The 21,957-nt window shown below is 69.0% G+C and carries 16 protein-coding genes; 7 read left to right on the forward strand and 9 right to left on the reverse strand.

Annotation, left to right across the window (positions count from 1 at the left end):
• Genes NL126_RS01045 through purB form a run of 3 tightly spaced genes read right to left on the reverse strand, consistent with a single transcriptional unit; the run spans position 1 to position 2,780 of the window.
• On the reverse strand, positions 1-612 hold the full coding sequence (locus tag NL126_RS01045; RefSeq protein ID WP_255197045.1) for a phosphoribosyltransferase: 612 nt from the start codon (positions 610-612) through the stop codon (positions 1-3).
• Between the two features lie 47 nt (positions 613-659).
• Entirely contained in the window at positions 660-1,352 is a 693-nt protein-coding gene (locus NL126_RS01050; protein ID WP_255197046.1) for a TVP38/TMEM64 family protein, read from the reverse strand.
• Between the two features lie 51 nt (positions 1,353-1,403).
• Entirely contained in the window at positions 1,404-2,780 is a 1,377-nt protein-coding gene (gene purB, locus NL126_RS01055) for an adenylosuccinate lyase (protein ID WP_255197047.1), read from the reverse strand.
• Between the two features lie 169 nt (positions 2,781-2,949).
• On the opposite strand from purB, the gene purH reads away from it, so the two are divergent.
• On the forward strand, positions 2,950-4,524 hold the full coding sequence (gene purH, locus NL126_RS01060) for a bifunctional phosphoribosylaminoimidazolecarboxamide formyltransferase/IMP cyclohydrolase (protein ID WP_255197048.1): 1,575 nt from the start codon (positions 2,950-2,952) through the stop codon (positions 4,522-4,524).
• Between the two features lie 178 nt (positions 4,525-4,702).
• Positions 4,703-5,359 (forward strand): HAD family hydrolase, encoded by a 657-nt coding sequence (locus NL126_RS01065; RefSeq protein WP_255197049.1) that lies wholly within the window; start codon positions 4,703-4,705, stop codon positions 5,357-5,359.
• 1 nt (position 5,360) lies between these two features.
• Here NL126_RS01065 and NL126_RS01070 read toward each other — a convergent pair whose 3' ends face one another.
• Positions 5,361-6,446, reverse strand: a complete 1,086-nt coding sequence (locus NL126_RS01070; protein WP_255197050.1) for a CNNM domain-containing protein — start codon at positions 6,444-6,446, stop codon at positions 5,361-5,363.
• Between the two features lie 180 nt (positions 6,447-6,626).
• On the opposite strand from NL126_RS01070, the gene folP reads away from it, so the two are divergent.
• Positions 6,627-9,050, forward strand: coding sequence for a dihydropteroate synthase (folP, locus tag NL126_RS01075; protein WP_255197051.1), 2,424 nt, complete (start codon positions 6,627-6,629; stop codon positions 9,048-9,050).
• 7 nt (positions 9,051-9,057) lie between these two features.
• Here folP and NL126_RS01080 read toward each other — a convergent pair whose 3' ends face one another.
• On the reverse strand, positions 9,058-10,110 hold the full coding sequence (locus tag NL126_RS01080) for a glycosyltransferase (RefSeq protein ID WP_255197052.1): 1,053 nt from the start codon (positions 10,108-10,110) through the stop codon (positions 9,058-9,060).
• Between the two features lie 347 nt (positions 10,111-10,457).
• Between NL126_RS01080 and NL126_RS01085 the strand changes: the two genes are divergently transcribed.
• The 3 genes from NL126_RS01085 to NL126_RS01095 all read left to right on the forward strand — a co-directional run bounded on the left by NL126_RS01085 (position 10,458) and on the right by NL126_RS01095 (position 13,839).
• Complete coding sequence (locus NL126_RS01085) at positions 10,458-12,239, forward strand: S9 family peptidase (RefSeq protein WP_255197053.1); 1,782 nt, start codon at positions 10,458-10,460, stop codon at positions 12,237-12,239.
• Between the two features lie 41 nt (positions 12,240-12,280).
• The gene (locus tag NL126_RS01090; protein WP_255197054.1) at positions 12,281-13,279 is read left to right on the forward strand and encodes a M48 family metallopeptidase; all 999 of its coding nucleotides are present in this window, start codon (positions 12,281-12,283) and stop codon (positions 13,277-13,279) included.
• 95 nt (positions 13,280-13,374) lie between these two features.
• Positions 13,375-13,839, forward strand: a complete 465-nt coding sequence (locus tag NL126_RS01095; RefSeq protein WP_255197055.1) for an NUDIX hydrolase — start codon at positions 13,375-13,377, stop codon at positions 13,837-13,839.
• Positions 13,840-13,841: 2 nt separating this feature from the next.
• On the opposite strand, the gene NL126_RS01100 is transcribed toward NL126_RS01095, so the two are convergent.
• On the reverse strand, positions 13,842-14,900 hold the full coding sequence (locus tag NL126_RS01100; protein WP_255197056.1) for an NAD(P)-dependent glycerol-1-phosphate dehydrogenase: 1,059 nt from the start codon (positions 14,898-14,900) through the stop codon (positions 13,842-13,844).
• A 42-nt stretch (positions 14,901-14,942) separates the two neighbouring features.
• The gene (locus NL126_RS01105) at positions 14,943-15,386 is read right to left on the reverse strand and encodes a MaoC family dehydratase (protein ID WP_255197057.1); all 444 of its coding nucleotides are present in this window, start codon (positions 15,384-15,386) and stop codon (positions 14,943-14,945) included.
• Positions 15,387-15,492: 106 nt separating this feature from the next.
• On the opposite strand from NL126_RS01105, the gene NL126_RS01110 reads away from it, so the two are divergent.
• A complete protein-coding gene (locus NL126_RS01110) occupies positions 15,493-16,317 on the forward strand; it encodes an alpha/beta fold hydrolase (RefSeq protein WP_255197058.1) in 825 nt (274 codons plus the stop codon).
• Here NL126_RS01110 and NL126_RS01115 read toward each other — a convergent pair.
• Positions 16,314-17,303, reverse strand: coding sequence for an NAD-dependent epimerase/dehydratase family protein (locus NL126_RS01115; protein ID WP_255197059.1), 990 nt, complete (start codon positions 17,301-17,303; stop codon positions 16,314-16,316). The two genes, NL126_RS01110 and NL126_RS01115, sit on opposite strands and share 4 nt — an antisense overlap.
• 56 nt (positions 17,304-17,359) lie before the next feature.
• Complete coding sequence (gene gltB / locus NL126_RS01120) at positions 17,360-21,907, reverse strand: glutamate synthase large subunit (RefSeq protein WP_255197060.1); 4,548 nt, start codon at positions 21,905-21,907, stop codon at positions 17,360-17,362.
• Positions 21,908-21,957 lie beyond the last annotated feature (50 nt).

Genomic DNA, 21,957 nt, shown 5'->3' on the forward strand with positions numbered 1-21,957 from the left:
CTATCGCAGGAACACGAGCGCGTCGTCGTCCTCGACCTGCCGAAAGTCGCGGTAGTGCGCGCCGACGGCGCCGAATCCCGGCGGCTCTTCGAGCGCGACGACCGCGTCCGCCTCGCGAGCCAGCCAGTCGAGGGTGTCCGGAGGGCCGACAGGCACCGCGAGGGTGACGTGACTCGCCCCGGCCGCCTTCACCCGGCGGATGCAGGCCAGCGTCGTCGCGCCCGTGGCGACGCCGTCGTCGACGATGACCACGCGCTTGTCCCGGAGATCGACACCCCGCGCGTAGCTGTCAGCCTTCTGTCGGGCGAGTTCCGCCTGATGTTCCCGCTCGTCCTCCAGATACTCCTCGCGGACGCCGAGTCGACCGACGAGGTCGTCGTTCACCCAGTAGCTCCCGTCGTCGGCGACGGCACCGATGGCGAGTTCGGCGTTGCCCGGCGCGCCGAGCTTTCGGGCGACGACCACGTCCAGCGGCGCGCCCAGCGCGTCGGCGACCGGGCGTGCAACCGGGAGCCCGCCGCGCGGCACGGCGAGGACCACGTCCGCCTCGATTCCCGCCGCCCGGAGGTGGTCCGCGAGCTGGTGCCCGGCGTCCGTGCGGTCTGTGAACATACGTGACGTTCGACGGCAGCGAGCAAAACGTTCGCCCTGCAACGAGGTCAGCGGCGGCTCGGGCCGCCGAGCCACGCCGTGATGCGGTCTCGGGCGAGGAAGCCGGCGACAGAGAGCACCACGAGCGCCGCTGTCACGAGCGTCGCGGCAGCGTAGCCTCCCGTGGCTGTCTCCGACCCGACGAACGCGGCGAGCAGGAACGCCGGGCCGCGGCCGACAACGGCGATGGCGACGAGTTTCCAGAGCGGAACCTCCGTGAGTCCCGCGACGAAACAGAGCGCGTCGTCCGGGAGCCCTGGAACGAGGAAGGCGACGAACAGCGCGAACGTCGCGTTCTCGGCGGCGACGTCGTCGAACCGTTCGAGCGTCTCGGCAGTGAGTACGCGCTCGACGTACGGGCGACCGTACCGCCGCGAAAGGGCGAAGGCGAGGGCACTCCCGAGCGAGACGCCGAGCAGGCTGTAGAGCGCACCGTGGAGCGTCCCGAACAGGTAGCCGCCGACGAAGCCGAGTACCTGCCCCGGGATGGGGGCGGCGACGACCTGTGCGGCCTGCAGGAGGACGAACGCGAGTGGCGCCCACGGGCCGAACCCGCTGACGAGCGCGCGGAGCGTGACCGGGTCGGTCACCACGGGCGCGTAGCGGCGACCCAGCAGGACCCCGACGGCGAACAGCACGACGAGGACGGCGACCCACACCAGGGTTGTGCGGCGGGCACGTCGGGAGACGAAGACGGGCACAGGTGACCGAGTCGCGCCGACGAGAAAAGCCTAGTCGCCTCAGATGTCGCCTCAGATGTCGCCGACGAGTTCCGAGGCGATGCCGGTGTACCCCTCGGGAGTGAGCGCCCGCAGTTCCTCGCGTACCTCGGGCGAGACGTCGAGGTCGTCGAACAGGTCGCGGAAATCCTCGAGCGAGGCACGCTGGCCTCGCGTCAGTTCCTTGATGCGCTCGTACGCCTGCTCGTCGCCCTCCCGTCTGAGGATGGTCTGGACCGCCTCGCCGATGACCTCGGGGTTCGCCGCCAGGTCCTCGCGCATCACCTGCTCGTTGGGCGTGACCTTGCCGAGTCCCCGCTGCGCCTTCCCGTAGCCGATGAGACAGTGGGAGAGTGCCGCGCCGATGTTCCGCTTCACCGTGGAGTCCGAGAGGTCACGCTGCAGGCGGGAGGTCGTCACGTAGTCGCCGAGGAACACGAGGTCGGAGTTTGCCTTCGAGAGGTTCCCCTCGCTGTTCTCGAAGTCGATGGGGTTCACCTTGTGCGGCATCGTCGACGACCCGGTCTCGCCCTCGACGGTCTCCTGTCCGAGGTAGCGCTGGCTCACGTAGAGCCACATGTCCCGGTCCATGTCGAGCAGGACGTTGTTCGCGTTCCGCAGCGTGTCGAACACGCTCTGGAGGTCGTCACAGGGGTTGACCTGCGTCGAGAGGTCGCGGTGCTCAAGGCCAAGTGACTGGACGAACGTCCGCGAGAAGGCCGGCCAGTCCACCTCCGGGTAGGCGACGTGGTGGGCGGCGTACGTCCCCGACGCACCCGCGAGCTTGCCCGCGAGACCGTCTGCGGCACGCTCGATCTCGCCGATTGCCCGGCCCAGCCGGGCGGCGTAGACGGCCACCTCCTTCCCAAACGTCGTGGGCGTCGCGGGCTGGCCGTGCGTCCGGGCGAGCATCGGGAGGTCGCGGTACTCGTGGGCCATCTCCGAGAGCGTATCGCGGAGGTCGCGGAGTTCGGGCACCAGCACCTCCTCGACGGCGGGTTTGACCAGCATCCGGTGGGCGAGGTTGTTCACGTCCTCGCTCGTCAGCGCGAAGTGGACGAACGGTCCGGCACCCTCGATGGGGAGCGCGTCGCGAACGAAATACTCGACGGCCTTCACGTCGTGATTCGTCGCCGTGTACTCCTTCCAACCCTCGGTCTCCAGTTGCTTGATGATTGCCGCGTCCTCGGCATCGAACTCCTCGTAGAGCGCCCGGAGGTCGGCCTTCTGGTCGGCCGTGAGGTCGAACGTCTGGGCGAGGTCGGTGAGGGCGATAAGGTACTCGACCTCGACTTGCACGCGAGCGCGCATGAGCGCGGCCTCGCTGGCGTAGTCGGTGAGCGGTTCGGTGTAGCGGGTGTACCGCCCGTCGAGCGGCGAGACGGCGAAGAGGGGTCCCCGGTCTGTCATGGTCGAGGGTGCGGCCAGGCGTCGAAAAAGCGTGTCGGTCGTGAGCGGCACCTTCGTGCATTCGAGTATTTAAATGCTCGAGGGAACAGCATCGAGTAATGCACATATTTGCACAAGTCGCGCACGCCGGACCGCAACTACTTTGCGGCCACGGGAGTCGGAGACAGGTATGAAACTCGCCGGGATGGCCTCCAACCGGGGGCGAAACCTGCTGCACATCGCCGACACGCTCGACGTGGAGTTCGCGGTGATCCTGTCGAACCAGGAGGGCGCACCCGTCCTCGAAGCCGCCGCGGAGCGCGGTATCGCCACCGAGGTCGTCACCCGTGCCGACGACGAGTCGCGCGAGGCGCACGAGGCCCGCGTGCTCGACCGCCTCGACACCTACGACTTCGAACTGCTGTGTCTCGACGGCTACATGCGCGTGCTGACCGAGGGGTTCCTCGACGAGGTGCCCACCACGCTGAACGTCCACCCGTCGCTCCTCCCCGCGTTCCCCGGCTTCGACGCCCACGAGCAAGTCCTCGACGCGGGCGTTCGTCTCAGCGGCTGTACCGTCCACGTCGTCGATGAAACCGTGGACGGCGGCCCCATCGTCACCCAGGAACCGATTCCCGTCTTCGAGGGCGACGACGAGGAGTCGCTCAAGGAGCGCGTCCTCTACGAGGGGGAGTTCACGGCCTACCCCCGCGCAGTGAAGTGGTTCGCCGAGGACCGCGTCGAGGTCGACCACGACGCCGGCGAGGTGACCGTCGAGGGCGACGACGACGGTGAGTTCCCCGCCCGCCGCGTCGCGACGGACGACTTCGCGACAGAACTCCGCTACGGCGAGAACCCCCACCAGAACGCCGCGCTGTACGCCGACGGCGCCTGCACCGAGGCGAACGTCGTCAGCGCTCCCCAGCTCAACGAGGGCGCGAAGTCGCTCTCGTACAACAACTACAACGACGCCGACGGCGCGCTCGACCTCATCAAGGAGTTCGACGAGCCCGCGGCCGCGGTCATCAAGCACACGAACCCGGCGGGCTGCGCCACCGCGGACACGCTCGCCGACGCCTACGAACGGGCGCTCTCGACGGACCCGATGAGCGCGTTCGGCGGCATCGTCGCGCTCAACCGCGAGTGCGACGCCGCCACCGCCGAACAGGTCGTCGACTCGTTCAAGGAGGTCGTCGTCGCGCCCTCGTACACCGACGCGGCGCTCGACGTTCTCACCTCGAAGGACAACCTCCGCGTGCTCGACGTCGGTGACCTCTCCGAGATCACGGAGCCGATGGCCGAGAAGCCCATCACTGGCGGGCGACTCATCCAGGAGCGCGACCGCCAGAAGCTCACGCGCGACGACCTCGAAGTCGTCACCGAGCGCGAACCCACCGACGAGCAGCTCGACGCGATGCTGTTCGCGTGGCAGACCATCAAGCACGTCAAGTCGAACGCTATCGTGTTCGCGAAAGGCACCGAGACGGTCGGCATCGGCATGGGGCAGGTCTCCCGCGTCGACGCCGTCCGACTGGCGGCGATGAAGGCCGACGAACACGCCGAGGGGAAGGACAGCGAGGGCGCGGTGATGGCCTCTGACGCCTTCTTCCCGTTCCCCGACGGCATCGAGCAGGCTTCGGAGGCCGGCATCGAGGCCGTCATCCAGCCCGGCGGCTCGGTCAACGACGAGGACGTCATCGAAGCGGCCGACGATCACGACATGGCGATGGTGTTCACCGGGCAGCGGTGCTTCCGCCATGACTGAGCGCTAGCGAAGAAATGGTGGAAGCAGGTTGCACGAGTGAAGCGAAGTGCAACCGTGCTTCAGGCACGACTGAACGGAGTGTCTAAAGCTCGTGAGACGACCAACGAGGGTCTTACGGTGTTTTAGACACGACTGACCGGAAAATCTATCACACCGCTGGGAACACGACCACCAGACGATGCCCTCCTACGACGCGGTGCTGTTCGACAACGACGGCGTGCTCGTCGAGCCGCCAGCCGAGGAACACCGGTACGCCGCCGGTCGCGCGGCCTTCCGCGCGGTCGGCGTCGAAACGCCCGAGCGTGAACACCTCGACGCCATCGTCGGGAGCGTCACTCCCGACCAGCTCCACGAGGTCGCCGGGGCGTACGACCTCGACGCCGAGACGCTGTGGGACGCCCGCGAACGCCACGACGAGCGGACGCAGCTCGAACAGTTCCGCGCCGGCACGCGGACGACGTACGACGACGTGGCCGCGCTCGACGACCTCTCGCACCCGCGCGGGGTCGTGAGCAACAACCACCACACTACCGTCGCGTTCGTCCTCGACCGGTTCGACCTCCGATTCGACACCTACTACGGGCGGCCGATGACCGTCGAGAGCCTCACGCTGAAGAAGCCGAACCCCCACTACCTCGACCGGGCGCTCGACGACCTCGGCGCGGAGACGGCGCTGTACGTTGGCGACAGCGAGAGCGACGTCGCGGCCGCCCACAACGCGGGGTTGGACTCGGCGTTCGTCCGTCGTGCGCACAACCGCGACCGCGAACTTGCGGTCGAGCCGACCCACGAGATACGCTCGCTGTCGGAACTCGACGGGCTCGTGGGCAGGTGAGCTACGCGCCGACGCCGGTCGTGCCGGCCTGTCCGATGTCGATGGGGTCCTCGATGTCGCCCATCACCGACTCCAGGAGGTCCGTGACGGTTACCATCCCGACGACGGCGCCGTCCTCGATGACGAGCGCGAGCTCCTGGTTCTCGGTCTGGAACTGGTCGACCGCGTCGCTGACGCTCGTCTCCGGCGACATCGTCATCGGCGGCGCGGCGAGCTCCGTGAAATCCACCTCGCCGTCTTCGAGGTCCGCACGGTGCTTGGCCAGCATCGGCAGGTAGACGATGCCCTTGAAGTCGGTGAGGTCCTCGCCGACCAGCGGGTAGCGTGTGTGCGGATGGTCCTCCATCCGTCGGAAGTTCTCCTTGGAGTCGACGGCCGTCGAGAGCGGGACGATGTCGTCGGTGTCGACCATCACCGACCGGACGGGGCGCTCGCCGATCTGCAGCGCGTTCAACACCTCCTCGCGGCGCTCCTCGGGGAGGTCACCCTCGTCGAGCACCGAGCCGAGCTTGCGGTGGAGGTCCGCTCGCGACTCGATGACGTCCTCCTCGGTTTCGAGCCACGCGCCAGTCATCTCGATGCCGAACAGCTTCAGGGTCCACTTCGCGACCGCATCGCCGAGCGTGATGATCGGCGAGATGAGCCGGTTGAAGTAGTACAGCGGCGTCGCGCCGTACCGGCAGACGAACCGGGAGCGCTCGACGCCCAGATACGTCGGCGTCTGCTCGCCGTGGGTGAGGTGGACGAGGTTGATGATGAGGAACGCGAGAATCGCTCCGGCGCCGACCGCCGCGAGCCCGGAGTTCGCGAACAGCGGCTCGAAGATGGCCGCGAGTGCGGGCTCGGCGACGATACCGACCGCGATGCTCGACGCCGTAATCCCCACCTGACAGGTCGTGAGGTAGATTTCGAGCTCGTGGGTCATCTCCCAGGCCCGTTCGAGCGCGGGGGAGCCCTCGCCCACGAACTCCTCCTCGGTGAACTGCCGGGCGCGCGTCAACGCGAACTCGATGGCGACGAAGAAGCCGTTCGCCAGGATGAGCAGGATGCCGGCGAACAGTCGAATCGCGATCTCCAGGGAGTTCATCGCCTCGCACGTCGGCCGGCCGGAACAAAAGGGCCAGGGAAAGCAGCCCGGCCACCAGCCTTTTGCCCCACCGGAGCCGTCCGGCGGGACGACCGCACGCGAGGAACCGCCGTGTCGGCGTCGGCCGCAGCACCCTCCACAGTTCGACACGCCTAAGCGCGCGCCGTGGCTGCTTCGAGTATGCAGTATCACGAGGCGGCCAGCTGGCTGTTCGACCTCCGCCGCTACTCCCCGCGGACGGGCGTCGAACACACCCGCCACCTCCTCGATTCGCTCGGCGCGCCCGACGCCGACCTCCGGTGCGTGCAGATCGCGGGCTCCAACGGGAAGGGCTCGACGGCCCGGATGCTCGAACGCACCCTCCGCGAGGCCGGCCTCGACGTGGGGCTCTACACCTCGCCGCACCTCGACGACGTCCGCGAGCGGGTGCGGGTCAACGGTCGGAAGATGCCGAAGTCCGCGGTCTGCGCGTTCGTCGAGACGGTCGACGACTACGTGACCGAGCGGGCCGCCGTCGACGACTCGCCGACGTTCTTCGAGACCGTCACCGGGATGGCGCTGTGGGAGTTCGCCCGACAGGACGTCGACATCGCCGTGCTCGAGGTCGGCATCGGTGGCAAGCACGACGCCACCTCGGCGGTCGACCCCGTCGCCAGCGCCGTCACGAGCGTCACGCTCGAACACGCCGACCTCTTGGGCGACACGGAGGCCGAAATCGCCCGCGACAAGGCGCACGTCGCCGCCGACTCGAACCCGCTCGTGACCGCCGCCACGGGGGAGGCGCTCGACGCCATCGAGGCGCAGGTCGCCGACGTGTTCACCGTCGGGGGTGACGACGCCGACCTCGGAGCCACGTACGAAGGGCGCGTCGGGCTCGAGGGGGCAGTCACGCTCGCGACCGACGACTGGTCGGTCGACGCCCGGCTCCCGCTCGTGGGCGAACACCAGGCACGAAACGCAGGCGTCGCGGCCGCGCTCGCCCGACAGGTCGCGGACGTCTCGGACGCCGAACTCGCTCGTGGGCTCCGGAACGCCCACTGGCCGGGCCGGTTCGAGGTGTTCGATCGCGCGCCGCTCGTCGTCCTCGACGGCGCGCACAACCCCGGCGGGTGTGCTGGACTCGCCGACACGCTCGCGGAGTTCGACTACGACGACCTCCACCTCGTGTTCGGCGCGATGTCAGACAAGGATCACGCCGGGATGGCCGAGGCGCTCGGCGAGGCGACGACCGTCTACACCTGTCGCCCGGACTTCGAGCGCGCCGAGCGCCCGGACGTGCTCGCGGAGTCGTTCGAGGGCCGCGCCGACGAGGTGGTCGTCGGCGAGGACGTGGCAAGCGCGCTCGACACGGCACTCGCCGCCGCCGCGGACGGGGACGCGGTGCTCGTCACCGGCTCGTTGTTCGTCGTCGCCGAAGCGCGCCGCCGCTGGACCGCGGTCGACGTACCGAAGCGGGTCCCCGATGCGGAGACTGCCGAAGCGGTCCTCCGCGACGCGGACGTGCCCGAAGACGGCATCGAGCGACTCGGTGGCCGCGGCGTCCATCGCGTAGTGAAGGCCCGCGTCCAGTCACGGCAGGCGAGCCACCTCACACAGGAGTTCCGGGGGCTGGGCGGGGAGTGTGCGACCTCCGGCGTCACCGAGCGGGGCCGCGAGCTCGTCGACGTCGTACTCATGGGGACGCTCGCGCAGTTCGACCGACTCGTCGAGTCGCTCGACGGCCAGCCGCACGGGCTCGACCAGTTCGGGAATCGGCTCCGCGAGACGCTCGGGCTCCAGCCCGTGTCGTCACAGGGCTACCCGTGGGAGGACCGCACCGCCGTCATGGGCATCCTGAACGTCACGCCCGACTCCTTCCACGACGGCGGCGAGTACGAGGCGGTCGAGGCTGCGGTCGCCCGCGCGGAGGAGATGGTCGCCGACGGCGCGGACATCATCGACGTTGGTGGCGAGTCCACGCGCCCCGGCGCCGAGCCAGTGTCAGTCAAGGACGAGAAAGCGCGCGTCGTCCCCGTCGTCGAGCAACTCGCCGACCTCGACGCCCTCGTCTCGGTCGACACCCGGAAGGCGGCGGTCGCCCGCGCCGCACTCGACGCTGGCGCGGACATCCTCAACGACGTCTCGGGACTCGAAGACCCCGAGATGCGGCTCGTCGCCGCCGAGTACGACGTTCCCGTGGTGGTGATGCACTCCATCGAGACGCCAGTCGACCCCGCGACGGAGATCGAGTACGACGACGTGGTCGAGGACACCATCGACGCGCTGGTCGAGCGCGTGTTGCTCGCGGAGAAGGCCGGGCTCGACCGCTCGCAGATCATCGTCGACCCCGGGCTCGGCTTCGGGAAGACGAAGCGCGAGAACTTCGAGCTCCTGGGGCGAATCGACGAGTTCCACGCGCTCGGCTGTCCCGTCCTCGTCGGGCACTCGCACAAGTCGATGTTCGACCTGCTGGGCTACGACCCCGACGACCGGCTCCACGCCACCGTCGGGGCGAGTGCGGTCGCGGCCGAGCGCGGCGCGGACATCCTCCGGGTCCACGACGTCGCCGAGAACGTCGCCGCCGTACGGACCAGCGAGGCCGCGGACGACCCGGACTCGGTCTGACCCCGAGTCAGTCCCCCGCACCCAGATCCGTGTAACAGTCCAGGAGGTCGGTCACCACTTCGTCGCGGTCGAACTCGAGGAACGACTCGTCGACGGTTCGCTCGCCGTAGTCGCCGGCCTCAATGATGGCGTCCTCGATCTCCTCGGGCGTCGTCGCGCGGAACCCGCGTTCACGACGCTCCACCAGTTCGTGGGCGGCCGATTCCTTCTGGTACTCGACGACACCCACGCAGCCGCACGCGAGTCCCCACAGCAACTCGGTTGCGAAGAACTCGCGGAGTGCGGTGTGGACGAACACGTGTGCGCCCCGGTAGAGCGCGATGCGCTGCGCCCGGTCGAGTTCGCCGACGAACGCCACGCGGTCGTCGATGCGGAGCTCTGCGACCTGTTGCTCGTACGCGGCGCGTTCGGGGCCGTCGCCGACGACGGTCGCGGTCCAGTCGCGGCCCCGGAGTTCGGCGAGCGCGAGCAGCAGCGATTCGAGGTTACAGTCCTCGTCGAGTTGTCGGGCGAACACGACATCGGGCGCATCCTCGGCGGGCGGCGTCTCGCGAATCGCGTCGAAGTCGACGAACTCCGGGAGGACCGCCGTGGCGGCTTCGGGAACGCCGGCTTCCCACACCAGCGACTCGACGTAGTGGGAGGGACAGAGCACCCGGTCGGGCGCACGGCCCGCTGCCCGGACGAACCGTCGCCCGCCGAGCGGTTCGTCGCCGTACCAGTCGGCCACGAGCGGGGCACGTGCGAGCGTCGCGCCGAGCTTCGCCGAGAGAACTGCCACTGGCGGGTCCGGGGTGACGTGGACCGCGTCGGGACGAAACCGAGCGACGAGCACGCCGACGCGGGCGACGAACGAGGTCTCGGCGGGCGCGATGGTGACCGCGTGGTAGGTGACGCCGTTGCGTTCGCGGACCACGTCGTAGCCGTCCCACCACTGCGTGCAGAACACCCGGACCTCGTGGCCGCGGGTGGCGAGCGCCTCGGCGAGCGCCTGCGTGCGGGCGACCCCCTGTCGCGGTGACGACTGGCTCGTCTCGCTGGCGACGACGGCGACGCGCATACCCCGACAGCGCAGGCGGGGGAGAAAAACCCGATGGAGACGCTAGCAGGAGAGTAAACAGACGCGGGAGACAGTGGATTCGACAGTTGTGGCGACGGAGCAGTCGAAACCACCTCGAAAGTCCCACCCGCGACGCTCGATCGGTCAGTCGGTGCGGGTGGGACTGAAAGGGGCGACGCGCTACGGGAAGCACGGCGACGCAAGCACCACAGCGAGGCGAAGCCGAGCGAGGAGCGCAGCGAGCCGCGCGACCGTAGCGCGTCGGGGCTTTCGAGGTGTTGTCCACCCCTCCAGCTAGATTCTCTAGACGGGGAACCGTTATCGGCACGCCCACCGAGAAAACCCATATGCGCGAAATCGAGCGGTATCTCAACGTGCGGAGCGCCCACTCCGCCTCCTTCTCGCCCGACGGCCGGCTGGCGTTCCTCATGGACACGACGGGGACTCCGCAGGTTTGGACCCTGGACACGCCCGGCGGCTGGCCCGACCAGCGGACGTTCTTCGACGAGCGGGTCACGTTCTGCTCGTACTCCCCGGAGCGCGAGGAGCTCGCGTTCGGGATGGACGAGGGGGGCAACGAGCGCCAGCAACTCTTTCGACTGGACGCCGACGGCACCATCGTCAACTGGACGGCGATGCCGCACGCGAAACACCGGTGGGGTGGCTGGGATAGTGAGGGAGACCGGTTCGCGTTCGCCTCGAACCGGCGCGAGGAGTCGGTGTTCGACGTCTACGTGCAGGGCCGGGACGAACAGGGCGACGAGGCGACCCGCATCTACGAGGGCGACGGCTGGCTCTCGCTTTCGGGCTGGTCGCCCGACGACTCGACGCTCGCGCTCCACCAGGCGCACTCTAGTTTCGACCACGACGTGTACGCGCTCGACGTCGAAACCGGAGAGCGCGTCCACCTCACCCCCCACGAGGGCACGGTCCGCTACCAGAGCCTCACGTGGGGGCCCGACGGCTCGCTGTATCTCGTCACCGACGAGGGGAGCGACCTGCTGTACCTCGCGCGACTCGCCCTCGACGGCACGCTCGAACCCGTCCGCGAGGACCCCGACTGGAACATCGACGGGGTGGCACTCGACGACGAGAGCGGCCGGCTGGTCTACTCGCGGAACGTCGACGGCTACACCGAGCTGACGGCGGGCGAACTCGTCGACGGCGAGATTCGAGAGTTCCCAGCCCCGTCGCTCCCCGAGGGAATCGCGGGGGGTGTCTCGTTCGGCCCGGACGCCGAGCAGTTCGCCGTCACCGCGACCGGCGACGCGCGGAACGCGAACGTCCACGTCGTCGACTTCGCGACCGGCGAGGACACCCGGTGGACGCACGCACCCACGGCGGGCATCCCCCGCTCGTCGTTCGTCGCGAGCGAGCTCGTCCGATTCGAGTCGTTCGACGGCCGGGAGATTCCGGCGTTCTTCACCGTCCCGAAGGCGGCCGAACCCGGCGCAACCCCCGTCATCATCGACATCCACGGCGGCCCGGAGAGCCAGCGGCGCCCCTCGTTTTCGGCGCTCAAGCAGTACTTCGTGGCGAACGGCTACGCCTTCTTCGAGCCAAACGTTCGGGGGTCGACGGGCTACGGGAAGGCGTACACGCACCTCGACGACGTGGAGAAGCGGATGGACTCGGTCGCCGACGTGAAAGCAGGCGTCGAGTGGCTCCACGACCACCCGGCCGTCGACCCCGACCGTATCGCCGTGATGGGTGGCTCCTATGGAGGATTCATGACGCTCGCGTGTCTCACCGAGTACCCCGACCTCTGGGCCGCAGGCGTCGACATCGTCGGTATCGCCTCGTTCGTCACGTTCCTCGAGAACACGGGGTCGTGGCGGCGCGCGTTGCGGGAAGCGGAGTACGGCTCGCTGGACGAGGACCGCGAGTTCCTGGAGTCCATCTCGCCGGTCAACCGCGCCGACCGCATCCGCGCCCCGCTGTTCGTCCTCCACGGCGCGAACGACCCCCGGGTCCCCGTCGGCGAAGCCGAGCAGATCGCCGAGGAGGCAGCCGAACACGTCCCCGTCGAGAAACTCGTCTTCGAGGACGAGGGCCACGGCATCTCGAAGCTGGAGAACCGCATCGAGGCGTACTCGCAGGTCGTCGAGTTCTTCGACGAACATCTGTAGGCGGCTGAAGATTGACAACGACGCCCGCCCTTCCTCCTGCTGTGCTCCCGCTCGTCGCCACCCTGAGTCTCGCCGTCCCCACGCCGCTGGCGTTCCTCAGTGGCCGAGCCGCCCGGCGACGGCTCCCGCCCGTGCTCGTCGTCCTCGTCGCCGGCGCCGCGACGGCGCTGCTCGCGACGGTGACCGGCGCCACGGCCGCGCTCGAAGCCGCCCTCCCCGTGGGCGGCGAGGTGGCGACGACGCTCGCCACGCTCCTCGTGTTCGTGGGCCCGGTTCCGGCAGCGGTACTCGCTGCAGCCCTCGGTGTGGGGCTCGACCTCCGGCTGGTGGCCCGCGGCTACGTCGCCGTCGTCGGCCCCGCGCTCGTGGCGCTCTCGACGGCGCCGCTGTTCCCGGGCGGCTGGTGGCTCGTCGCGGGCGTCACCGCCGTCGGTACGGGCGTCGCTGCAGGCACGCCCTATCTGCTCCCCCGCGTCGTTCCGACCCGCGAATTGACGTCCGCGGAGCGCGCGGCCCTCGGCGAGCTGGGCGTTCCCGTCCGCGTGCTGTCGAGCGCACGGCCGAACGCACTCGCCGCGGGGTTCGTGCCGGGCGCCCGCGTCGTGTTCCTCACCGAGGGCCTGCTCGCACGGCTCCCACCTGCCGAACTCCGGGCCGTCGCCGCCCACGAGGCCGGGCACCACTACCACCGGCACGTCGCGCTCCGGCTCGGCGCTGTCGCCGTGTTCGTGCTGCCGTGGCTGGCGGCGACCGCCGAAGGCGTCCCCGGCGCGTTCCTCGCGGGCTGTCTGCTCGCGGGACCGTGGACCCTCGGCCTGTTCCGGCTGATGCGACACACCGAACTCGTCGCGGACCGCTACGCTGCCGAGTCCACGGACGGCGCGGCGCTCGCCCGCGGTCTCGCCCGACTCACCGGCCCCTCGCACGGCGGCCCACTCCGGCGACTGTTCTCGCCACACCCACCGCTCGACGAACGTACGGCCCGGCTTACAGGTGACGGGGGAGCTCCAGTGGAAACGGGGGCGAACCAGCCCATATAAGTGTTGTGTGACACTCAGGCGTCGTGCGGTTTCACGCTCCGAGAACGCCTGAAAGATGTGGTACGTTTATACCGGCGCCACGTCTGGAGGTAGCCATGTCAGCCGGACCGTCCAGGGCTCGTGTGACAGCGCGGCTCGCGCAGCTCCAGGACGCCTACGACGGGTTCGACGTCCGACAGACGACGGTGAGCGTCGCCCCCACCGAGTTCGAGCGAGCAGTCGAGGGGAACGACGTGGTCGCCCGGGCCGCCGTCCGCGTTCGCGACGCCGACGGCCGGTATCTCGTCGTGCCGGACACCGGCGAGTGGGTCGACCCCGGGGGACCAGTCTCGACGGGGCAGTCCATCGTCGAGACGGCCGTCGGCCTCGTCCAGCGACAGACCGGCGTCACCCCGCATATCGACGAACTCGAACGGGTCTCCATCGTCTGTGTCAACTGTGACGAACCCTCCGACGAACCCCTCTACCAGCTCCACGCGCTGTTCCGCGCTCGCCCCGTCGAGGGGGAGGTCCGCGGCGACGCCGAGTGGCGCGAGGAGCCGCCGTTCGACGTGTTCTGAAGTCAAATTACACCGGTGACCGTCGCCGCCTCGATAGCCGCGTCCTCGCGCAGCCCGTCGCCGAGGATGGTGTAGCGGTCGCGGATCTCGTGGGCGGTCGTCGCCGCCTCCACGAACAGCTCGTCGTCGATACCGAGTTCCGCGGCCGTGGTCGGCGCCTCGATGCTCTGGAGGGCGTCGCGGACGTTCCGCCACTGCCCCTGCTCACCGGAGTGGAGGTACTCCGTGACGACGCTGGCGACCCCGACCTGATGGCCGTGGAGCGCCGGGTCGGGGGCGATGCGGTCCAGTTGATGTGAGATGAGGTGCTCCGCGCCCGACGCCGGCCGCGAGGAGTCCGCGATCGACATCGCCACGCCCGACGAGACGAGCGCCTTGATGACGGCCCAGGCCGACTCTTCGAGGCCACGCTTGATGGAGTCGGCGCGGTCGACGAGCAGCTCGGCCGTCATCTGTGAGAGCGCGCCCGCGTACTCGCTGTACTCCACGTTCTTGAGCCGGTGTGCGAGCTGCCAGTCCTTCACGGCCGTGTAGTTCGAGATGATGTCCGCACAGCCCGCCGTCGTCAGCTCCCACGGCGACTCCGCGATGAGCTGGGTGTCCGCGACGACCGCCAGCGGCGGGTCGGCCGCGACCGAGTGGCGGGTGTCGCCCTCGGGGACGGACCCGCGACCCGAGACGATGCCGTCGTGCGAGGCCGCGGTCGGGATGCTCACGAACCCGACCTCGGCGTCGTCGGCGGCCATCTTCGCGATGTCGATTGGTTTGCCGCCGCCCAGCCCCACCAGAAAGCCCGCGTTCTCGCGCTCGATGGCGGCGATGACCTGCTTGACCGTCTCGAAGCGTGCCTCCTCGACCACCACGGTCGCGGGGTCGTAGCCCGCCGCCCGGAACTGCTCGCGGAGGCGGTCGCCCGCGATGTCGTCCGGCGTGGGCGAGGTGACGATGAGCGGCCGACCGTCGAGATAGAGTTCGGCGACGGCCTCGACCGTCTGGTCGAGCACGCCGTGGCCCACCACGACGTTTCGGGGGAGCCGAATCCACGTCGATTTGTCGAACATACCCGTGGGTCGGGACCGGTGTTCAAACCGTTTTCCGTGCGCTCACGCCTCGCGCTTCTCGACGAGCCCCAGCCCGACCATCGTGAGCACGAGGTCGCCCTCGTCGTCGGTCGTCCGTACCTCGGTCTCGGTGTGGCCGTACGCCGGGTTATCGCCCGCACGCGTATCCAGCACCTCGATTTCGACCGAGAGCGTCGTCCCCGGCCGGACGGGTTTGTGCCACCGGAGGTCGTCCATCCCACGCCCGCCCACACTCGCGGTGTCGTTCATGTACCCCTCCACGAGCAGGCGTGCGGAGAGCGCCGCCGTCAGCCAGCCGGAGGCGATGAGCCCGCCGAACATCGACGCTGCGGCGGCCTCGGGGTCGGTGTGAAACGGCTGGGGGTCGTACCGCTCGGCGAACTCCAGCATCTCCTCGCGAGTGACCGCGACGGAGCCGCAGTCGCGGGTCAGGCCGGGCTCGATGTCCTCGAAGTAGAGCGTCACGGCCCCGGATGTACGCCCGGCGACAAGAAGCTTCGGCGCACGTGCACCTCCCGTGCGTGTCCCCGAACCGGGAAGCCCAATGGTCGCGGCCTGCAACTCCCCGCGCATGCCCGCCGTCGAGACGAACGGGGTCGAGACGTACTACGAGACGGACGGCGACGGCCCGCCCGTCGTCCTCCTGCACGGTGCGGGGATGGACGGCCGGCTGTGGGCCGAACAGGCCCGCCCGCTCGCCGACGACCACCGGCTGGTCGTTCCGGACCTGCGCGGCCACGGCCGCACGGGTGGCTCCGCCCGCGAGGACTACTCCGTCGCGCTGTTCGCCGACGACGTGCGGGCGCTCGTCGACGCGCTCGACCTCGACAGACCGGCCGTCGTCGGCCACTCGATGGGCGCGTTCGTCGCACTCGTCTACGCGGCTCGCCACACGGACGCCTGTGCCGGCCTCGCGACGCTCGGTGGGGAGGTGCCCGAACCACTATCGTACGCCGAGCGCATCGAGAGCCACAGGCCGGCGCTCGTGGACGCGCTCGCGCCGGTGTTCGGCCGCGAGCGCGTGAAGCGCCTGCTCCGCCGCGTCGACGCCTGGCGGTACGACGAGCGCGGGAGGGGTGACCCCGAGGCCATCGAGCGAGTCCACGAGCGCCACGGTGACGTGGTGCCCGAGCCGAGCGACGCCGAACGCCGGAAACTGGACGCGGCGCTGGCGACCTACTACGACGTGTCGGTCGACTACTCGCGAGTCGCGGTGCCGTCGCTCCATCTGTACGGGGAGTACGAGATACCGATGCTGCGCCGTCACGCCCGGTTCATGGCCGACGCGCTTCCGAACGGGACGGCACGGGAGATCCCCGACGCCGGTCACGTGTCGATGGTCGACAATCCGGGGTTCGTCGTCGACGCGCTCCGCGAGTGGCTCGGGAACCTCTAGAGCGTGTCCAGCACGCCCAGCACCCGCTCTTCAGCCTCGCGGGCGGGACCGTACTCGCGGCCAGTGCGCTCGGACTCGCGGTGTTCTGCGACCGTCTCGGCCAGCGCCTCCTCGTGGGGCGTGGCGGTGTACCCCAGGTCTCGAATCTTGTTCGTGTCGAGCAGGTGCGGATACGTCCGGTAGACGGGGAAGTCGTCGAGGTCGATGTCCGCCGCGGCGAGTTCACGGGCGCCCGCAGTCACGATGTCGACCTCGGTGTCGGCGGCCTCGGCCACGAGTTCCACCCACTCGCGGAGGATGGGGGCGTGGCCGTCACCGACGTTGTACGCCTCACCCGGCTCGCCCGTCTCGGCGACGAGTCGGAGCGCGCTCGCCACGTCCTTCACGTACACCTGGTGCCAGATGTTCGTGCCGTCGCCGGGGACGATGACCCGGTCGTGGTTGATGACGCGGTCGATCCAGTAGTCGAACCGCTCGGTGTAGTCGTACGGGCCGTAGACGACGGGCGGACGGACGGCCATCGCGTTGACGCCCTGTTCGGCCGCGGCGAAGATGGCTCGGTCACTCTCGGCCTTCCGGGGGCCGTAGCTCTCCCGTGAGTCCTCGGTCGCCTGCTCGGTCGTACACTCGCGTAACGGCGTCTCGTCCTCGCGTTTGGGGATGCGGTCGACGCCGTAGGCCGCGCCAGACGAGACGTAGACGTAGGCGTCCACGTCGGCGAATATCTCGGTGGCGGCGCGCACGTCACGCGGGAAGTACGCCACACAGTCGACGACCACGTCGGGGTCGACCTGCTCGCGGGCGAGTCGGAGCCGCCCGTCCTCGGTTCGGTCGCCCTCGAAGTGGTCCACGCGGTCGCCCTCGGAGAACGGGTTGTCGTGGTTCCCGCGGTTGAACACCGTGACGTCGTAGTCGTGGTCGAGGAACTCCTCCACGGTGTGCCGACCGATGAATCGGGTGCCGCCGATGACGAGTGCGTGAGACATTGCGTGCGTCGACTGTCGAGCGGGAGCGAGAAAACCGTTGTCCGTCGCCGACCCGGTCAGTCGTCGCTCGAGACGAAGCCGGTGTCGGCGTCGGCTTCAGCCGCGGCCGACGGCGACTCGGGAAGCTCCTCGCGAACGTCCGCCGCACCCTCTTCGAGCACGCCGGCGTAGGCGTCGGGCATCACCTTCACGACGTGTTCGAGCTCCTCCTCCCAGTGGTCGAGGACGTACTCGCCGCGGTCGGAGTCGGTGTACGCGACGTGGTTCTCGACCAGCCGCCGGAGCATCGCGCGGTCCTTCTCGTCCAGGTCGTCGGTGGTCGAGACCATCCCGTAGTTGACCTTCTCCTCGAAGTCGCCCTCGCGGTCGAGGACGTAGGCGACCCCACCGCTCATCCCGGCGGCGAAGTTCTTGCCCGTCTCACCGAGGACGGCGACGACACCGCCGGTCATGTACTCACAGCCGTGGTCGCCGACCGACTCGACGACGGTTTTCACGCCCGAGTTCCGCACGGCGAACCGCTCGCCGGCCATCCCGTTGATGTACGCCTCACCCTGGGTGGCGCCGTAGAGCGCGACGTTGCCGATGAGGATGTTCTTCTCCGGCTCGTAGGGGGCGTCGTCGGGGGTGTTGACGACGAGCTTGCCGCCCGAGAGTCCCTTGCCGACGTAGTCGTTCGAGGAGCCGGTCAGGCTCATCGTGACGCCGTGCTGGAGGAACGCGCCGAAGCTCTGCCCCGCCGTACCCGTGAAGTCGATGGAGATGGTGTCGTCCGGCAGGCCCTCACCGCCGACCTGCGTGGAGATGCGGTTCGAGAGCGTCGCGCCCACGGCCCGGTGGTTGTTCGAGATGTCGCTGTCGATGGCGACGGGTTTTCCATCGTCGAGGGCGGGTTGAGCCTGCTCGATGAGCTCCCAGTCGAGCGCCTCGTCGATCTCGTGGTCCTGCTCGCGGGTCTTCGTGCGCTGGGTCCCCGGCGCCTGGGCGATGGCCGACGAGAGGTCGAGCTTCTTCGCCTTCTCCTGGGTCACGTCCGTCCGCTGGCGGAGGTGCTCGGCGCGGCCGATCATCTCTTCGAGTTCGGTGTAGCCGAGCTCGGCCATGATCTCCCGGAGCTCCTGCGCGATGAACGTCATGTAGTTGATGACGTGCTGGGGCTGGCCGGGGAACCGCGAGCGGAGGTTCTCGTCCTGGGTGGCGACGCCCACCGGACAGGTGTTCGTGTGGCACTGCCGAGCCATCACACAGCCCGAGGTGACGAGCGGCGCCGTCCCAAAGACGTACTCCTCGGCGCCGAGGAGGGCGCCGACGGCCACGTCGCGACCCGTCTTCATCCCGCCGTCGACGCTGACCCGAATCCGGGACCGGAGCTCCGTCGAACGGAGCATCTGGTTCGCCTCCGCGAGGCCGAGCTCCCACGGGAGCCCCGCGTTCTTGATGCTCGTCTTGGGTGAGGCACCCGTCCCGCCGGAGTGGCCCGAGATGTGGACGACGTCGGCGTTCGCCTTCGCGACACCCGCCGCGATGGTGCCGATGCCAGCCTCCGAGACGAGCTTCACGTTGATGTCGGCCTCGGGGTTGGCGGCCTTGAGGTCGTGGATGAGCTGCTTGAGGTCCTCGATGGAGTAGATGTCGTGCAGCGGCGGCGGGGAGATGAGCCCCACGCCGGGCGTCGAGAACCGCACGTGGGCGATCATCTCGTTGACCTTCTTGCCGGGGAGGTGGCCACCTTCACCGGGCTTCGAGCCCTGGGCCATCTTGATCTGGATCTCCTCGGCGTTCGAGAGGTACTCGCTCGTGACGCCGAAGCGTCCCGACGCCACCTGCTTGACGGTACACTCCTTCTCGGTGCCGAACCGCTCGGGCGGCTCGCCACCCTCGCCGGTGTTCGACTTGCCGCCGAGGCGGTTCATCGCGATGGAGTTGTTCTCGTGGGCCTCGGGCGACAGCGAGCCGAGCGACATCGCCGCCGTCGAGAACCGCGTCACGATTTCGGAGACCGGCTCGACCTCGTCGATGTCGACGGGGTCGCGGTCGGACGTGAACTCCAGGAGCCCCCGAAGCGACTGGAGCTGCTCGTGCTGCTCGTTCATCAGCGAGGCGAAGTCCTTGTAGCGGTCGTAGTCGCCCTGCCGGACCGACTGCTGGAGCGCGCCCACCGATTTCGGGTTCCACTCGTGGAAGATGCCCGACGAGCGGTGTTCGTACTCGCCCTGCCGTTCGAGGTCGACCTCGTCGGTGTGGTCGAACGCGACGGCGTGCCGGTTTCGTAAATCGCGCTCGATGTCCTCCATCTCGATGCCCTCCGTCCGCGCGGGCGTGCCCTCGAAGTACTCGGCGACGAAGTCGGAGTCGAGCCCGACGGCCTCGAAGATCTGCGCGCCCTGGTAGCTCTCGACCGTGGAGATGCCCATCTTCGCCATCGTCTTCAGCAGGCCGTCTTCGAGCGCCTTCTTGTACGCCGAGATGGCCGTCTCCTCGTCCGCGCCGTCGGGGCCGGCGACGAGGTCCGCGATGGACTGGTACGCGAGGTAGGGGTTCACCGCGCCGGCGCCGTAGCCGACGAGCGTGGCGACGTGATGTACTGCGCGCGGGTCGCCCGACTCGACGACGAGATCCACGCGGTTGCGGAGCCCGTTGCGCACGAGGTGGTGGTGGACGCCACCGGTCGCGAGCAGGCTCGGAATCGGGATGCGGTCCTTCCCGGCGTCCTTGTCGGAGAGGACGACGATGTCGTGCTCCTGGGCCGCGGCGGTTGCGTCCATCCGAACGCGCCGGACAGCGGCTTCCAGCGTCTCCTCGGACTCGTAGGTGATGTCGACGACAGCCGTCGAGAGCCCGGTGTCGGCATCGAGGTCTTTGATCGCGGCCGTCTCGGCGTCCGTGAGGATGGGTGAGTCACAGACGAGCTGGCGGGCGTGTTCGGGCGTCTCGTCGAGCAGGTTCCGCTGGTGGCCGAGTCGCGTCTCCATCGAGGTGACCATCTCCTCGCGGATGTAGTCGAGCGGCGGGTTCGACACCTGCGCGAACAGCTGCTTGAAGTAGGTGAACAGCGGGCGGTTGAACTCCGAGAGCACGGAGAGCGGCGTGTCGTCGCCCATCGAGCCGACGGGGTCCTTGCCGTCGCGGGCCATCGGCTCGACGAGGTGGTCCATCTCGTCGTGGGTGTAGCCGAACATCGCCTGCTGGCTCCGGAGGTTCGGCACCTCGGCGTGGGAGGTCCGGTCACTGCGATCGGCTACGTCGTCGATGCTGACCTGTTCCTGGTCGACCCACTCGCCGTACTTCTCGTCGACGAGGCCGTCGAACACCTCGGCGTCGGGGACGACGCGGCCCTGTTCGGGGTCGGCGAGGAACAGCTGGCCGGGCTGGAGCCGGCCGCGCTCGGTGATGTTCGCGGGGTCGTGGTCGAGCGCACCGGCCTCCGAGGCCATCACGAGCGTATTGTCGTCGAGGACGTCGTAGCGGCACGGCCGGAGGCCGTTGCGGTCGAGGACCGCGCCGATGCGGTCGCCGTCCGTCGCGGCCACGAGCGCGGGACCGTCCCACGGCTCGACGAGCGACGCGTGGTAGTCGTACCACTCGCGGCGCTCCTCCCGTACCCGATTGGCCTCACCGCGCCACGCCTCGGGGATGAGCATCCGGAGGGCGTGGGGCATGTCGCGGCCGCCCTGCATCAGCAGTTCGAGCGCGTTGTCAACCGAGGCGGTGTCGGACTGGTCCGGGTCGTCGATGATCGGCTTGATGGTCTCGATGTCGTCGCCGAACTCCTCCGAGGCGATGTCCGTCTCGCGAGCCCGCATCCAGTTGATGTTCCCCTTGATGGTGTTGAACTCGCCGTTGTGGATGATGTTGCGGTAGGGGTGCGCGAGATGCCACGCGCCGAGCGTGTTCGTCGAGAAGCGGGCGTGGACCATCGCGAACGTGGAGGCCATCCGCTCGTCGGTGAGTTCGGGGAAGTAGGTCGGGAGCTGGTCGGCCTTCAGGAGGCCCTTGTAGACGACGGTCTTGCGGTCGAGCGAGCAGACGTAGAACCGCTCTGCGCCCGGGGGGCGCTCCTCCTCGATGCGGTTCTCGACGGCGCGCCGACCGACGTACAGTTTGCGGTCGAACTCGTCGGCGTCGAACTCGCCGCTGGGACCGACGAACACCTGGACGACGCGCGGTTCGGAGTCCGCGGCAGTGGGGCCGAGGTCCGAGGCGTCGGTGGGCACGTCGCGCCAGTGGAGGGTTTCGAGGCCGTGCTCGGCAAAGGTCTCGTCGACGATGCGGACGAGCTTCGCGCCGGCTTCCTCGCCAGTGGGGAGGAAGATGGTGCCGACAGCGTACTCACGCGCCGGCGGGAGGTCGACGTCCAGTTCCGCGCGGTAGAACTCGTCGGGAATCTGCAGGAGGATACCCGCGCCGTCGCCGGTGTTCTCGTCGGCGCCGGTCGTGCCGCGGTGTTCGAGGTTCTCCAGCAGTCGGATACCGTCCGCAACGGGCTGGTGCGAGCGGTCGCCGTCGAGGTCGAAGACGACGCCGACGCCGCAGTTCGCCCGGTAGTCTTCCGGGTCCGCGAGGAGAGAGACCTCCTCGTCGGAACCCTGCGTGCGCTCAGTCATACAGGTACGTGGCCGAATAGCACATAAGAGGCTTCTCCTCAAGGACTAAG

Source organism: Halorarius litoreus, from assembly GCF_024362405.1.
GTDB lineage: Archaea > Halobacteriota > Halobacteria > Halobacteriales > Haloarculaceae > Halorarius > Halorarius litoreus.